Raw genomic sequence first — 14348 nt, 5'->3', positions numbered from 1 at the left:
CGCTACTCGACCCCGATCAGCAGCGCGTCGCCCCGGTGCCCGGTGACGTAGGCCGCCAATTCGATGCCCGGGTGCCGATCGTGCACGTGCTCGGCCAGCACGTCGACGACATTGCCCGGCAAGCCGTCGTGCTCAGCCCCGATCAGCACCGTGACCAGTTCACCACCGGCGGCCAGCAGCAGGTCGATCAGGCCGATCGCGGCAGCGCCCACGTCACCGGCCACGATCAACACCTCGTCGCCGGCGATGCCGAGCCCGTCGCCGGGGCGGCAGGTGCCGGCCCAGGTCAGCGCCTGCTCGGTGGCGACGCGCACCGAGCCGTGCCGGGTGGTGCCGGCCACCCGGGCCATGGTGTACCCGTCGTCGACGACCGGCCGGCCCGGATCGTGGACGGCCAGCGCGGACAGCCCCTGCACCATCGACCCGGTCGGAACCGGGACCACGTCGATACCCCAGCCGATGGCCGCGGTGCACCCGGCCACCAATTCCTCGGCGGCGACATAGCCGTTGGGCAGCAGCATCACCTGGGCGGCACCGGTGTCGACCACCGCCCGCAGCAGCTGCTGGGCGGTGACCATCATCGTCGGGTCGGCGCTGTGGGCGTCGGGCCGCAGCACGCAGGCTCCCTCGCCGTGGAACAACTCCTGCGCGCCCTCGCCGTCGACCACGGCCAGTACCGCGCGCTCACGGGCCCAGCTGCCCGGCGGCAGGCCGGTGGCGCCGGCCAGCGCCGAGATCTGGATGCGCCGCGGCCGGCCGAACGCCAGGCCCGCCTCCACGGCGGCACCGGCGTCGTCGGTGTGGACGTGCACCGAATAGCCGCCGACCACCCCCGACGTCGCGATCGCCACCGATTCGCCGAGCTGGGTGAGCCGTTCGCGCAGCGCTTCGGTGTCTTCGGGCGCGCATTCGCCGAGCAGGTACATCACCTCGAACTGCGGTGCGGGTTGCTCGGTGACGGCTTCGGCGGCCCGCGGCCGTGGCGACGGCTGGTAAACCGGCCGGACGGGCGCCTGTCCGGTGATCGTCGACCGCAGCGCATCGAGCAACACCAGCAGTCCGCGGCCGCCGGCGTCGACGACACCGGCCTGCGCCAGCACGTCGAGTTGTTCGGTGGTCTTGTCCAGCGCCTCGGCGGCGGCATCGGTGGCGGCGCTGACCGCCACCGCCAGCCCGGCCCCCCGGGCGGCGCACTGCTCGACGGCCGCGGCCGCCGCCTGCAGCACCGAGACGATGGTTCCCGGCACCTCGCGACCGCCCATCGAGGTGATCACCAGCCCGACGCCGTGCCGCAGGCCGGCGCCGAGCAGCGCGGCATCAACGACGGTGGGGTCGGCGGTGCCCTCTTCGGCGGCGGTCACATCGGCCAGGCCGCGCAGGATCTGCGACAGGATCACCCCGGAGTTGCCGCGGGCCCCGTGCAGCGCCCCCGACGACAGCGCGGCGGCGACCCGGGCCACCTCCCCGGAGGCGGCCTCGGTGTTGGCCTCGGCCAGGGCCGAACGCATGGTGAACAGCATGTTCGTGCCGGTGTCGGAATCGGCGACCGGGAAGACGTTGAGCTGGTTGATCTCGTCGGTGTGGGTGATCAGATCGCCGACCGCGGTGTGCGCCCAGTCCCGCAAGGTGGCCGCATCCAGCCGCCGATCCGGGTTGCCCACCGCCACGCACCTTCCTGCCGCCACCACCGGTGGCTGCAAGCCTAATCATTGCGGGCGACACCACAGCTCACGCCGCGTCGCGAGCCGTGCCGGGGCGTTTTGGTGGTTGCCCGGCCCGGCGGGTATCCTGATCAGGTTGTCGGGCCACCCGCTCTGAGGTTGTTGGCCCTCAAGCAGACGTTTTGAGGAGTGTCACATATGGCTGCGGTGTGCGATATCTGCGGAAAGGGACCGGGCTTCGGCAAGTCGGTGTCCCACTCGCATCGTCGGACCAGCCGTCGATGGGACCCGAACATCCAGGTCGTGCACGCTGCCCGCCCCGGCGGCAACAAGCAGCGCCTGAACGCCTGCACCTCCTGCATCAAGGCCGGCAAGGTCCTGCGCGGCTGAGTCCGCCCCCTGCCCCTTCCTGCGCGAGCGCCGCTATTCCAGGCGCCAGTCGATCGGCTCGGCTCCCAGCTGTCCCAGCAGTTCGTTGGCGCGGCTGAACGGCCGGGATCCGAAGAATCCCCGTGACGCCGACAACGGCGACGGGTGCGGTGACTCGATCGCGACGCAGTTGTCGGCCAGCATCGGCTTCAGCGTTCCCGCATCGCGACCCCACAGGATCGCCACCATCGGCTGACTGCGGGCCACCAGCGCGCGGATCGCGCACTCGGTGACCGCCTCCCAGCCCTTGCCCCGGTGGGAGGCGGGGGTGCCCGACCGCACCGTGAGCACCCTGTTGAGCAGCAGCACCCCGCGTTGCGCCCATACCGACAGGTCACCGTTGGCCGGGCGGGGATAACCGAGGTCGGCGGTGTATTCGGTGAAGATGTTCTCCAGGCTGCGCGGCAGCGGCCGCACGTCCGGGGCGACCGAGAAGCTGAGGCCCACCGCGTGCCCGGGAGTCGGATACGGATCCTGCCCGACGATCAGCACCCGCACGGCATCGAACGGAAACGTGAACGCCCGCAAGATGTTCTGCCCGGCAGGCAGGTAGTGCTGCCCGGCTGCCGTCTCCTCCCGCAGGAACTGCCCCATGGCGGCGACGTGCTCGGTCACCGGCGCCAGCGCGGCGGCCCAACCGGTCTCGACGAGTTCAGCAAGTGGGCGCGCGGTCATGGTGTCTCAACGTAACGGGCCCGGCGAACCGTAGGACTGCCAGCCCGCATCCCCATCCCATGGCGCCCCGTCGACCAGCACCCGGGCCGGCCCGTCGGCGACCCGCCCGATCGCCCGCCAGCCGGCCGGAACCGCGCCGGGAAATGTGGCGACCAGCGCATGGTCCTCTCCCCCGCCCAGCACCCATGTCCAGGCGTCCGCGCCGACGGCTGCGGCGGCCGCGCCCAGCGCCTGTTGATCGGCCGTCAGCGCGGCGGTGGACACCTCGATCGTCACCTGCGACGCGGACGCCAGGTGTCCCAGATCGGCGACCAGGCCGTCGGAGACGTCGGTCATCGCCTGCGCCCCGGCGTCCGCGGCCGCCGCCCCCTGCCCATAGGGCGGCTCCGGGACGAGGTGACGGCGACGCAGCTCATCGAAGTTCTCCGAGCCGGCCACCCCGCGCTCCCAGAGTCGATAACCGGCCGCTGAGCGGCCCAGCCCGCCGGCCACCGCCACCACCGCGCCCGGTCGCGCCCCGGAGCGCAGCACCGGTGCCCGGCCGGCCAGCTCACCGAGCACCGTCACCGCGACCACCCAGGAGTCGGCCTGCACCAGATCACCGCCGACCACGCCGGCACCCAATCGCCCGGCTTCCTCCCACATCCCGTCGGCCAGCGCCGCGGCATCGGCGGCCGCGGTATCCGCCGGGGCGCCGAAGCCGACGACGAACGCGGTGGGCCGCGCGCCCATCGCCTCGATGTCGGCGGCGTTCTGTGCGATCGCTTTGCGGCCGACGTCGTGCGGGCTGGACCAATCGAGCCGGAAATGCCGGCCTTGCACCAGCATGTCGGTGGAGATCACGGTGCGACCGTCGGGGCAGCGCACCACCGCCGCGTCGTCGCCGGGCCCCAATTCGGTGCTGCCGGGCTGACGCCGACCGGCCACCAGCCGGTCGATCATGGGAAACTCTCCAAGCTGACCCAGCGTGGGCTCGTTACCGCGCACAGCCACCGAGTGTAAGTGCGAACAGATAGGTGGGCGGGCTTGATCGATCCCCGAGACGACGCCGACGGGCCGCCGCGTGTTGCGCTGATCGCTGCGTTGGTGGTCGCCGTCGCCGCGGTGGTGGCCGCGTTGGCGGTCGCGGCCGCGCACCGGCCGGAAAGCCAACCGGAGGCGCCGCTGCGCATCGCCACGGTGCCGGCCCCGCATGCCGGCGGCGCGGCCTGCCGTGCCGTTCTCGACGGGCTGCCCCAGCAGCTGGGTGATTATCACCGGGCCGAGATCGCGGACCCGGCCCCGGAGGGCGTGGCGGCGTGGACGGCCGGCGCCGACGGGTCGGTGGTGCTGCGATGCGGGCTGGACCGACCGGCCGACTTCGTGGTGGGTTCGCCGATCCAGGTGGTCGATCAGGTGCAGTGGTTCGAGGTCCGCGAAGGCGAGCGCGCCACCTGGTATGCCGTGGATAGGCCGGTCTATCTGGCGCTGACGCTGCCCCGGGGCTCGGGGCCTACGCCGATCCAGGAGTTGTCCGATCTGATCGCCGACAGGGTGGACGCCGTGCCGATCAGGCCGGGTCCGCCCGGCTAGCCAACGTGCGCAAAAACGTTTGAGCACGCGGCGTGTCGAGCGGGGACACGCTCCCCCGCAAGCGCGAGGTGCCCCCAACTCGCGGGAAGAGGTGCTAGCGCAGCCCCACCCCGCGGGCCAGCGCGGTGTCGACCATCGTCGCCAGCAGCGTCGGGTAATCCACACCGCTGGCCGCCCACATCCGCGGGTACATCGAGATCGTGGTGAACCCGGGCATGGTGTTGATCTCGTTGACCACCGGACCGGCGTCGGTGTGAAAGAAGTCCACCCGCGCCAATCCCTGGCAATCCAGCGCAGCGAAGGCACGAATCGCCAACTGCCGCACCGTGTCCGCGACGTCGTCGTCGATCTTGGCGGGCACGTCGAGTTCGGCGGCGTCATCGAGGTATTTGGTGGCGAAGTCATAGAAGGAATCGTCACGATCGCGCACCCCGGCCACCCGGATCTCGCCCACCGTGCTGGCCGCCACCGTGCCGTCGGGGAATTCGAGCACACCGCACTCGAGTTCGCGGCCGACGATGGCCGCCTCGACGATCACCTTGGGGTCGTGCCGGCGGGCTTCGGCGATGGCGGCGGGAAGCTCGTCGTGCGACGCCACCCGGCTGACCCCGATCGACGATCCGCCGCGCGCGGGCTTGACGAACAACGGCAGCCCCAGGCGCTCCCGGTCCTCGATCGACAGCGTCGCCTGGTCGGCCCGCAACACCGCGTACGGGCCGATCGGCAGCCCCTCGGCGGCCAGCAGCTTCTTGGTGAACTCCTTGTCCATCCCGGCGGCGCTGGCCAGCACCCCGGCACCGACATAGGGCACCCCGGCCAGCTCCAGCAGCCCCTGCACGGTGCCGTCCTCGCCGTATGGGCCGTGCAGCACCGGGAACACCACGTCGACCGACGCCAGCAGCTCCGTGGGCGCCCCGCCGGACAACGCGACCAGCTGGCCGCTTCGCTGCGGGTCAGCCGGCAACGTCAGTTCGGCGCCGGATGCCTTGCTCACCGCGGGCAGCTGTCGGCCGCTGATCGCCCAGGCGTCCGGGTCGCCGCTGGTGAGCACCCACACTCCCTCCGGCGTGATCCCCACCGCGATGACCTCGAAACGCTGCGGATCCAGGTTGCGCAGGATGCTGCCCGCGGACACGCAGGAGATCGCGTGCTCGCTGCTGCGCCCGCCGAACACGACGGCCACCCGGGTGCGTGCGTGGGAATTCACACGCCAGAGGGTACGGCAACGCCGAACTCACTCCGGTTTCGTGCGACGTCCCAGCAGCAGCGCCACCGCCTCATTGACCGACAGGCCGGTGTGGCAGACCCGGTGAACGGCCTCGGTCAGCGGCATCTCCACGTCGTAGCTCGACGCCAGCGCCAGCACCGACTGGCACGACGTCACGCCTTCGACGACGTGGCCGTCGGTGGTGCTCGCCAGGCCCGTTGACCCCGGCAACGGCGGCATGGCCTCGCCCTGGCCGAGCCGTTCGCCGAACGACCGGTTGCGTGACCGAGGCGACGTGCAGGTGGCCACCAGATCGCCCACCCCGGCCAGACCGGCCAGCGTGGCGCCTTTGGCGCCCAGCGCCACACCCAGGCGGATGATCTCGGCCAGCCCGCGGGTGATGATCGCCGCCGCCGTGTTCTCGCCCAGCCCCACCCCGGCCGCCATCCCGCAGGCCAGGGCGATGACGTTCTTGCAGGCGCCGCCGATCTCGGTGCCGATCACATCGGCGTTGGTGTAGGGACGGAAGTAGCCGGTGTTGAGCATTCGCTGCAGCGCCACGGCGCGGCCGGAGTCGGTGCAGGCGACCACCGTCGCGGCCGGCTGCTCGGCGGCGATCTCGGCGGCCAGGTTGGGGCCGGACACCACTGCGACCTGGCCGGGGTCCACTCCGGTCACCGAGGCGACCACCTGGCTCATCCGCATCAGGGTGCCCAGTTCGATGCCCTTGGCGACGCTGACCAGGGTCGCGCCGTCGGTCAGCTGCGGCACCCACGCCTCGAGGTTGGCCCGCATGGTCTGCGCCGGCACGGCGAGCACCACCGTGGTCAGGCCGTCCAGCGCCTCCGCTGCGTCGGTGGTGGCGCGGACCGCCTCCGGCACGGTGAAGCCCGGCAGATAGTCGGGGTTGCGGCGGGTCTCGTTGATCTGGGCGGCGATGTCGGACCGGCGCGCCCACAGCCTGACCTGGCTGCCCGCGTCGGCAAGCACCTTGGCCAGCGCCGTGCCCCACGCCCCGGCTCCCATCACTGCGACAGTGTCCTCAGCGCCCTCGGTGCCCAACGCACACCACCTCCCTATAGGGGGATCACCCTAGCGGGGTGGAGCCGGACCGAGCGGGCCACCGCCGACTGCCCGCGCGGGGACGATGCGTCGATCGCCGAGAACCCGGCGCTGGCAGGATGTCGGTTGTGAACGCCATGGCCGAGGACCCCGGGATCGGCCTGATCATCGCCGTCAAGCGGCTCAGCGTGGCCAAGACCAGGCTGGCGCCGGCATTTCCGGCGCCGCTGCGAGAGGCCGTGGTGCTGGCGATGCTGGTCGACACCATCACCGCGGCGTCGGCGGTGCAGGGCCTGCAGCACATCACCGTGGTCACCCCCGACGCGGCCGCCGCGGCGGCCGCGGCCGAGCTGGGGGCAGCGGTGCTGGCGGACCCGACCCCGGACGGGCACCGGGACCCGCTGAACAACGCGCTGGCCGCCGCGGAACGCACGGTGGCCGAATCGGTGCGCAATATCGTTGCACTGCAAGGCGATCTGCCGGCATTGCAGTCCTACGAGCTCGACGAGGCGATCGCCGCGGCCCGCGCCCACCCGCGCAGCTTCGTGGCCGACCGGCACGGAATGGGCACCGCTGCGCTGTTGGCGTTCGGCACCGCGCTGAATCCGCGGTTCGGCCGGGATTCCTCAACGCGGCACCGGCAATCCGGCGCCTTGGAGCTGACCGGGGTCTGGCCTGGCCTGCGCTGCGACATCGACACGCCCGAGGACCTGGCGGTGGCGCGCCGCCTCGGGGTCGGTGCGGCCACGGCGCGCGCGCTCGCACAAGCCAAGACCGGTGGCAGTGCCACCCGCGATGAGCAATGATCTCGGAGTGGATGAAATCGAGGTCGGCCAACGTACCGAACCGCGCGCCGACGAAACGGACTGGCGCCCCAACGACGCCACGCCGAGCGCCCCGCCGGCCGCCACCGCGGTCCCGCTGACCGAAGACGCCGACGAACTGCCCGCGAACCGCTACCTGAACCGGGAGCTGAGCTGGCTGGACTTCAACGCGCGGGTGCTCGCGCTGGCCGCCGACACCTCGCTGCCGTTGTTGGAGCGGGCCAAGTTCCTGGCGATCTTCGCCTCCAACCTCGACGAGTTCTACATGGTCCGGGTCGCCGGGCTCAAACGCCGCGACGAGATGGGACTGTCGGTGCGTTCGGCCGACGGTCTGACGCCGCGCGAGCAACTGCGCCGGATCGGCGAGCAGACCCAGCAGATCGCCACCCGTCACGCCCGGGTGTTCCGCGAGTCGGTGCGACCGGCGCTCGCCGACGAAGGCATCCACATCGTCACCTGGGCCGACCTGCAACCGGGCGAACGCGAGCAGTTGTCGGAGTACTTCCAAGAGCAGGTGTTCCCGGTCCTGACGCCGTTGGCGGTCGACCCGGCGCACCCGTTCCCGTTCGTCAGCGGCCTCAGTCTGAACCTGGCGGTGACGGTCAAGCGCCCCGAGGACGGTGGAAACCACTTCGCCCGGGTGAAGGTTCCCGACAACGTCGACCGGTTCGTCGAACTCGACGCCGGCGCCAAGGGCGGCGAAGACCGCGGTGAGATCCGTTTCCTGCCGATGGAGGAGTTGATCGCGGCGTTCCTGCCGGTGCTGTTCACCGGTATGGAGATCGTCGAGCATCACGCCTTCCGCATCACCCGCAACGCTGACTTCGAAGTCGAAGAGGATCGCGACGAGGACCTGCTCCAAGCGCTGGAAAGGGAGTTGGCGCGACGCCGATTCGGGTCACCGGTGCGCCTCGAGGTCGCCGACGACATGACCGAGAACATGTTGGAGCTGCTGCTGCGGGAGCTCGACGTGAATCCCGGCGACGTCATCGAGGTGCCCGGGCTGCTGGACCTGTCGTCGTTGTGGCAGGTGTACCGGCAGGACCGCCCGGATCTCAAGGACCGCACCTTCGTCCCGGCGACCCACCCGGCATTCGCCGAACGTGAAACCCCCAAGAGCATTTTCGCCACCTTGCGCGAGGGTGATGTCTTGGTGCACCACCCCTACGACTCGTTCGCCACCAGCGTGCAGCGGTTCGTCGAACAGGCCGCCGCCGACCCGGGGGTGCTGGCCATCAAACAGACGCTGTACCGCACCTCGGGTGATTCGCCGATCGTCACCGCGTTGATCGACGCCGCCGAGGCCGGAAAACAGGTCGTGGCACTGGTCGAGATCAAAGCCCGGTTCGACGAGCAGGCCAACATCAAATGGGCCCGCAAGCTGGAACAGGCCGGGGTGCACGTGGTGTACGGCCTGATCGGGCTGAAGACGCACTGCAAGGTCTCGTTGGTGGTGCGCCGCGAGGGGTCGGCGATCCGGCGGTACTGCCATATCGGCACCGGCAACTACAACAGCAAGACCGCGCGGCTTTACGAGGACATCGGGTTACTGACCGCCGACCCCGATATCGGCGCCGACGTCACCGACCTGTTCAACTCGCTGACCGGTTATTCGCGCAAGGACACCTATCGCAACCTTTTGGTGGCTCCGCACGGCGTGCGGGCCGGGATCGTCGAACGCATCGAACGCGAGGTCGCCGCGCACCGCGACAGCAGTGCGCAGGGACGGATCCGGTTGAAGCTCAACTCCCTGGTCGACGAGCAGGTGATCGATGCGCTCTACCGCGCCTCGCGCGCCGGTGTGCAGGTCGAGTTGGTGGTGCGCGGAATCTGCGCACTGCGGCCGGGTGTCGAAGGCTTCTCCGAAAACATCGTCGTTCGGTCGATTCTCGGTCGTTTCCTGGAGCACTCGCGCGTCATCGAATGCAGTGCCATCAACGAGTTCTGGATCGGCAGCGCCGACATGATGCACCGCAACCTGGACCGGCGGGTCGAGGTGATGGTGCAGGTGAAGGATCCGCGATTGAGCGCGCAACTGAGCGACATGTTCGATTCGGCGATGGACCCCGCCACCCGCTGCTGGGAACTCGGGCCCGACGGCCAGTGGACTGCGGCACCACGAGACGGAGCGACCGTGCGCGACCACCAGGTGTCCCTGATGGAACGACACCGCAATCCCTGAACCGAAACCGCCGGCAACCGCCGTCGAGCTTCGTCGATGAGGCCCGAATCGACCTGCAGGAGTGAACGTGCACACAAAGTCCTCGTCGAACGGCTCCGTTCCACCGGACAGAACCATCCACGCCGCAGGGGCGGTGCTGTGGCGGACGCGGCGCAAGACCGTCGAGGTGGCGCTCATTCACCGACCCCGTTACGACGACTGGTCACTGCCCAAGGGCAAGGTCGATCCCGGCGAGACCGAACCGGTGACCGCAGTACGAGAGATCCTCGAGGAGACCGGCCGGCATGCCGAGCTGGGGCGCCAGCTGGGATCGGTGAGCTACCCGGTCGCCCACGGCATCAAAAAGGTGCGCTATTGGAGCGCCCGGGCGCGCGCCGGTGACTTCGTACCCAACCGCGAGGTCGACGATCTGGTCTGGTTGCCGGTCGGCGATGCACTCAAAGAACTGAAATACCCCTACGACCGGAAGATATTGCGGCGGTTCGCCAAGGCTCCCGCCGACACCCGGACAGTGCTGATCGTGCGGCACGGCACCGCTGGGCGCCGGTCCCGGTTCTCCGGCGACGACACCCTGCGCCCGTTGGACAAGAACGGCCGCGCGCAGGCCGAGGCGCTGACCGAGTTGTTGCTGGCCTTCGGCGCCACCGATGTGTACGCGGCCGACCGGGTCCGCTGTCATCAGACCGTCGAACCGTTGGCGGCCGAGCTCGGTGTGGTCGTGCACAACGAGCCGACGCTGACCGAAGAGGCCTACTCCGATGCGCCGAAGAAGGCCCGCCGCAGGGTGCTGGAGATCGCCCGGCTCGGCGGCACACCGGTTATCTGTACGCAGGGCAAGGTGATTCCGGACCTGATCTCCTGGTGGTGTGCCCGCGACGGCGTGAGCCCCGACAAGTCGCGCAACCGCAAGGGCAGTACCTGGGTGCTGTCGCTGTCGGGCGGGCGGTTGATCGCCGCGGACCACATGGGCAGTCCGCTGGCGAAACAAGTGCTGGTGTGAACAACCGAGCGCCGCGGGGTTCACCCCGCGGCGCTCGGCTATTCGTGGTTACTTACGGCCTTTTCGTGCTGTGGCCTTGGTCGCTTTGCGGGCCGGGGCCTTGCGCGCCGCGGTCTTCTTGGCCGCCGTCTTCTTGGCGGTCACCTTCTTGGCCGGGGCCTTGGTCGCCGCCTTCTTGGCGGTCACCTTCTTGGCCGGGGCCTTGGTCGCCGCCTTCTTGGCGGTCACCTTCTTGGCCGGGGCCTTGGTCGCCGCCTTCTTGGCAGTGACCTTCTTGGCGGCGGCCTTCTTCGCCGGTGCCGCCTTGGTGGCCTTCTTCGCCGCGGTCTTCTTGGCGGCGGCCTTGGTGGCCTTCTTGGCCGGCGACTTCTTCGCGGCCTTCTTCGCCGCCGTGGTGCCGGCGCCGGCACCGCGCTTGACCGCGAGCCCCTCGGATGGGACGCGCTGCGCGCCAGAAACAATCGCCTTGAACTGCGCGCCCGGACGGAATGCGGGCACCGAAGTCGGCTTTACCTTGACCGTCTCACCCGTGCGGGGATTCCGGGCCACGCGCGCGGCGCGCCGGCGGCGCTCGAACACGCCGAACCCGGTGATGGTGACGCTCTCGCCCTTGTGGACGGCGCGCACAATGGCATTGACGAAGTGCTCGACGGCTTCGGTCGCCGACCGACGGTCGGTGTCCAATTCCTTTGTGAGCACCTCGATGAGCTCTGCTTTGTTCATCCAATCCCTCCGAGACCAGTGGCCCTACTTGAGCCGACTAGAGCACACGGTAAACCCTGATACCACTGATATCCAAGAGCCACGCGCAATTTCAGATGAGATTATCGGCGAATTCCGCAATCCGGTTACTGCCCTTGGGAGCTGGCCAGACTGCTCGATCGACCGGAATTAGGCTCCGGCGGGTGCCGTCAAGAGGCCGGAACGGTACGCGGTTTCCAACTTGGGCGGTCGGCCTCGAACGCGGCGATCTCGTCGAGTTTCCGCAGCGTAAGGCCTATATCGTCAAGCCCTTCGGTCAGTCGCCAAGCGGTGTAGTCGTCAATAGTGAACGCCACCACCGTCGTTCCGGCGGTGATATTCCGATCTTGAAGATTGACAGTGATTTCCAGCCCCGGGCTTGCCTCGATGAGTTTCCAGAGCAGTTCCACGTCGTCCTGGGCCACCTGGGCCGCCAGCAACCCCGCCTTGCCAGCATTGCCGCGGAAGATGTCGGCGAAGCGTGCGGAGATCACCACCCGGAACCCGTAGTCCAGTAGCGCCCACACCGCGTGTTCCCGCGACGATCCGGTGCCGAAATCCGGCCCGGCGACCAGCACCGAACCTTCGTCGAACGGCTTGAGATTCAAGATGAACGACGGATCGGTGCGCCAGGTGGCGAACAGGCCGTCCTCGAATCCCGTCCTGGTGATGCGCTTCAAATAGACCGCCGGAATGATCTGGTCGGTGTCGACATTGGACCGCCGCAGCGGGACGCCGATTCCGGTGTGGGTGTGAAAGGCTTCCATGAGTAAACTCCTTTAAATACCGTGGCGGTCAGTTCAAGTCGGCGGGCGCCGACAACGTCCCGCGCACGGCGGTGGCGGCGGCGACGGCCGGAGAGACCAGGTGGGTCCGCCCGCCCTTGCCTTGCCTGCCCTCGAAATTGCGGTTGGAGGTCGACGCGCACCGCTGACCCGGCGAAAGCTGATCCGGGTTCATTCCCAGGCACATCGAGCATCCGGGCTGGCGCCATTCGGCACCCGCGGCGGTGAAAACCTCGGCGAGGCCTTCGGCTTCGGCCTGGTTGCGCACCCGCATCGATCCCGGCACGACGAGCATCCGCACGCCCTCGGAGACCCGCCGGCCGCGCAGCACGTCGGCCACCGCGCGCAGATCCTCGATGCGCCCGTTGGTGCACGACCCGACGAACACCGTGTCGACCGCGATGTCACGCATCGGCGTCCCCGGATGAAGGTCCATGTAGGCCAACGCCTTCTCCGCGGCCCGTCGCTGTGCCTCGTCGCCGATCGTCTCCGGGTCGGGCACCGCCGCGCCCAACGGCACTCCCTGCCCGGGGTTGGTGCCCCAGGTGACGAACGGGGTCAGCGTGGCCGCATCCAGGAACACCTCGGCGTCGAACGTCGCGCCCGGATCGGTGCGCAGGCCGTCCCAATGGGCGACGGCGGCATCCCAGTCCGCACCGGCCGGCGCGTGCGGCCGCCCCCGCAGGTACTCGTACGTGGTTTCGTCGGGCGCGACCATGCCGGCCCGGGCTCCGGCCTCAATGCTCATGTTGCAGATCGTCATCCGGGCCTCCATCGACAGCGCCTCGATGGCGCTGCCCCGGTACTCGATGACGTAGCCCTGGCCACCGCCGGTGCCGATCTGGGCGATCACCGCCAGGATGACGTCCTTGGCCGTCACCCCTTCGGGTAGCACTCCCTCGACGTTGACCGCCATCGTCTTGAACGGCCGCAGCGGCAGCGTCTGGGTGGCCAGCACATGTTCGACCTCCGAGGTGCCGATACCCATCGCCAGCGCACCGAATGCGCCGTGGGTGGAGGTGTGGCTGTCGCCGCAGACCACGGTCGTGCCGGGCTGGGTGAGACCCAGTTGCGGTCCGATGATGTGCACGATTCCCTGCTCGATGTCGCCCATCGGGTGCAACCGGATGCCGAACTCGGCGCAGTTGTGCCGCAGCGTCTCGACCTGGGTGCGCGATACCGGGTCGGCGATCGGTTTGTCGATGTCGATCGTCGGCACGTTGTGGTCCTCGGTGGCGATGGTCAGATCCGGGCGCCGGACGCCACGGCCTGCCAGGCGCAGGCCTTCGAACGCCTGCGGGCTGGTGACCTCGTGCACGAGGTGCAGGTCGATGTAGATCAGGTCGGGCTCGGTCCCGCCGCCTGAGACCACGACATGGTCGGCCCAGACCTTTTCGGCCAGCGTACGAGGCTGTTGCTTCTTGGACATCACTGTCTTCCCCAAATCTCTACGTCTCATATGCTGAGACGCTAGTATCTGTATATGGGACAGCATAGCGGCATCGGTGTTCTGGACAAAGCTCTGGTGGTGCTCCACACTGTCGCCGAATCACCCTGTGGCCTGGCCGAACTGTGTGAACGCACCGGCTTGCCCCGGGCGACGGCACACCGGCTGGCCGCCGGCCTGGAGGTCCACCGGCTGCTCGGGCGCGACGACGACGGGCGCTGGCAGATCGGTCCGGCGGTCAGCGAGCTGGCGTCCCGCGCCGACGATCCGCTGCGGGCGGCCGGTGCGGCGGTGCTGCCGCGGCTGCGGGAGATCACCGGCGAGAGCGCGCAGCTGTATCGCCGCGAGGGATCCTCCCGGGTCTGCGTCGCGGCGCTGGAACCTCCTGCGGGGCTGCGTGACACGGTTCCGGTCGGCGCCCGGCTGCCGATGACGGCCGGTTCCGGCGCCAAGGTGCTGCTGGCATTCGCCGATCCGGCGCTGCAGCAGGAAGTGCTGGCACAGGCGAAGTTCACCGGCCGCACCCTGTCGGAGGTGCGCCGGCGGGGCTGGGCGCAGAGCATCGCCGAGCGCGAACCGGGGGTGGCCAGTGTCTCGGCGCCGGTGCGCGACCGGCGCGGGACGGTGGTGGCGGCCATCTCGGTGTCCGGCCCGATCGACCGGATGGGACGACGCCCCGGGGCACGCTGGGCCACCGACCTGCTCGCGGCCGCCGACGCACTCACCGCCCGGCTATAACGGATCTCGGTGACCACCTGCCAGA

14 protein-coding genes are annotated in these 14348 nt (G+C 69.6%); 6 read left to right on the top strand and 8 right to left on the bottom strand.

Going from position 1 to position 14348, the window contains the following annotated elements:
• Positions 1-2: 2 nt before the first annotated feature.
• Positions 3-1661 (bottom strand): fatty acid kinase ATP-binding subunit FakA, encoded by a 1659-nt coding sequence (gene fakA / locus AWC24_RS15310; protein WP_163705313.1) that lies wholly within the window; start codon positions 1659-1661, stop codon positions 3-5.
• Positions 1662-1859: 198 nt separating this feature from the next.
• On the opposite strand from fakA, the gene rpmB reads away from it, so the two are divergent.
• On the top strand, positions 1860-2051 hold the full coding sequence (gene rpmB / locus AWC24_RS15305; protein WP_083039039.1) for a 50S ribosomal protein L28: 192 nt from the start codon (positions 1860-1862) through the stop codon (positions 2049-2051).
• A 33-nt stretch (positions 2052-2084) separates the two neighbouring features.
• On the opposite strand, the gene AWC24_RS15300 is transcribed toward rpmB, so the two are convergent.
• Positions 2085-2765 carry a uracil-DNA glycosylase gene (locus AWC24_RS15300; protein ID WP_085086313.1) on the bottom strand — a complete coding sequence of 227 codons (681 nt, stop codon included), beginning with the start codon at positions 2763-2765 and terminating at the stop codon, positions 2085-2087.
• 6 nt (positions 2766-2771) lie between these two features.
• A complete protein-coding gene (locus AWC24_RS15295) occupies positions 2772-3758 on the bottom strand; it encodes a thiamine-phosphate kinase (RefSeq protein WP_109560495.1) in 987 nt (328 codons plus the stop codon).
• A gap of 36 nt (positions 3759-3794) precedes the next feature.
• Here AWC24_RS15295 and AWC24_RS15290 point away from each other — a divergent pair, with 36 nt between their 5' ends.
• Positions 3795-4337 carry a DUF3515 domain-containing protein gene (locus tag AWC24_RS15290; RefSeq protein WP_407663440.1) on the top strand — a complete coding sequence of 181 codons (543 nt, stop codon included), beginning with the start codon at positions 3795-3797 and terminating at the stop codon, positions 4335-4337.
• Positions 4338-4431: 94 nt separating this feature from the next.
• On the opposite strand, the gene AWC24_RS15285 is transcribed toward AWC24_RS15290, so the two are convergent.
• Together AWC24_RS15285 and AWC24_RS15280 are read right to left on the bottom strand one after the other, a co-directional pair.
• Entirely contained in the window at positions 4432-5544 is a 1113-nt protein-coding gene (locus tag AWC24_RS15285) for a D-alanine--D-alanine ligase family protein (protein ID WP_085086310.1), read from the bottom strand.
• Positions 5545-5571: 27 nt separating this feature from the next.
• Positions 5572-6606: an NAD(P)H-dependent glycerol-3-phosphate dehydrogenase gene (locus AWC24_RS15280; RefSeq protein ID WP_272937716.1), complete on the bottom strand. Its 1035-nt coding sequence runs from the start codon at positions 6604-6606 to the stop codon at positions 5572-5574.
• A 119-nt stretch (positions 6607-6725) separates the two neighbouring features.
• Between AWC24_RS15280 and cofC the strand changes: the two genes are divergently transcribed.
• From cofC to mutT1, 3 genes are all read left to right on the top strand, one after another.
• Entirely contained in the window at positions 6726-7412 is a 687-nt protein-coding gene (cofC, locus tag AWC24_RS15275) for a 2-phospho-L-lactate guanylyltransferase (protein ID WP_085086306.1), read from the top strand.
• Positions 7402-9612 (top strand): RNA degradosome polyphosphate kinase, encoded by a 2211-nt coding sequence (locus AWC24_RS15270; protein ID WP_085086304.1) that lies wholly within the window; start codon positions 7402-7404, stop codon positions 9610-9612. The genes cofC and AWC24_RS15270 overlap by 11 nt, the downstream gene beginning before the upstream one ends.
• A gap of 67 nt (positions 9613-9679) precedes the next feature.
• On the top strand, positions 9680-10612 hold the full coding sequence (mutT1, locus tag AWC24_RS15265) for an 8-oxo-(d)GTP phosphatase MutT1 (RefSeq protein ID WP_085087095.1): 933 nt from the start codon (positions 9680-9682) through the stop codon (positions 10610-10612).
• 48 nt (positions 10613-10660) lie between these two features.
• Here the strand turns inward: mutT1 and AWC24_RS15260 are convergent, their stop codons facing one another.
• The 3 genes from AWC24_RS15260 to leuC all read right to left on the bottom strand — a co-directional run bounded on the left by AWC24_RS15260 (position 10661) and on the right by leuC (position 13567).
• Positions 10661-11335 (bottom strand): HU family DNA-binding protein, encoded by a 675-nt coding sequence (locus AWC24_RS15260; protein ID WP_085086302.1) that lies wholly within the window; start codon positions 11333-11335, stop codon positions 10661-10663.
• Positions 11336-11523: 188 nt separating this feature from the next.
• Positions 11524-12120, bottom strand: a complete 597-nt coding sequence (gene leuD, locus AWC24_RS15255; RefSeq protein WP_085086300.1) for a 3-isopropylmalate dehydratase small subunit — start codon at positions 12118-12120, stop codon at positions 11524-11526.
• Positions 12121-12148: 28 nt separating this feature from the next.
• The gene (gene leuC, locus AWC24_RS15250; protein ID WP_085086298.1) at positions 12149-13567 is read right to left on the bottom strand and encodes a 3-isopropylmalate dehydratase large subunit; all 1419 of its coding nucleotides are present in this window, start codon (positions 13565-13567) and stop codon (positions 12149-12151) included.
• A gap of 54 nt (positions 13568-13621) precedes the next feature.
• Between leuC and AWC24_RS15245 the strand changes: the two genes are divergently transcribed.
• Positions 13622-14323: an IclR family transcriptional regulator gene (locus tag AWC24_RS15245; protein WP_085086296.1), complete on the top strand. Its 702-nt coding sequence runs from the start codon at positions 13622-13624 to the stop codon at positions 14321-14323.
• The last annotated feature ends 25 nt before the right edge of the window (positions 14324-14348 follow it).

Origin of the sequence: Mycolicibacter senuensis, from assembly GCF_002101885.1 — a bacterium.
GTDB lineage: Bacteria > Actinomycetota > Actinomycetes > Mycobacteriales > Mycobacteriaceae > Mycobacterium > Mycobacterium senuense.
The sequence above is the reverse complement of the archived record's forward strand: the minus strand, read 5'-3'. Positions and strand labels throughout refer to the sequence as shown.

Bases quoted from the DNA above. Each gene is read 5' to 3' on its own strand.
- leuD (WP_085086300.1), bottom strand. From the start codon at position 12,120: ATGGAAGCCTTTCACACCCACACCGGAATCGGCGTCCCGCTGCGGCGG.
- AWC24_RS15260 (WP_085086302.1), bottom strand. From the start codon at position 11,335: ATGAACAAAGCAGAGCTCATCGAGGTGCTCACAAAGGAATTGGACACC.
- cofC (WP_085086306.1), top strand. From the start codon at position 6,726: ATGTCGGTTGTGAACGCCATGGCCGAGGACCCCGGGATCGGCCTGATC.
- AWC24_RS15270 (WP_085086304.1), top strand. From the start codon at position 7,402: ATGAGCAATGATCTCGGAGTGGATGAAATCGAGGTCGGCCAACGTACC.
- rpmB (WP_083039039.1), top strand. From the start codon at position 1,860: ATGGCTGCGGTGTGCGATATCTGCGGAAAGGGACCGGGCTTCGGCAAG.
- leuC (WP_085086298.1), bottom strand. From the start codon at position 13,567: ATGTCCAAGAAGCAACAGCCTCGTACGCTGGCCGAAAAGGTCTGGGCC.
- AWC24_RS15300 (WP_085086313.1), bottom strand. From the start codon at position 2,765: ATGACCGCGCGCCCACTTGCTGAACTCGTCGAGACCGGTTGGGCCGCC.
- AWC24_RS15245 (WP_085086296.1), top strand. From the start codon at position 13,622: ATGGGACAGCATAGCGGCATCGGTGTTCTGGACAAAGCTCTGGTGGTG.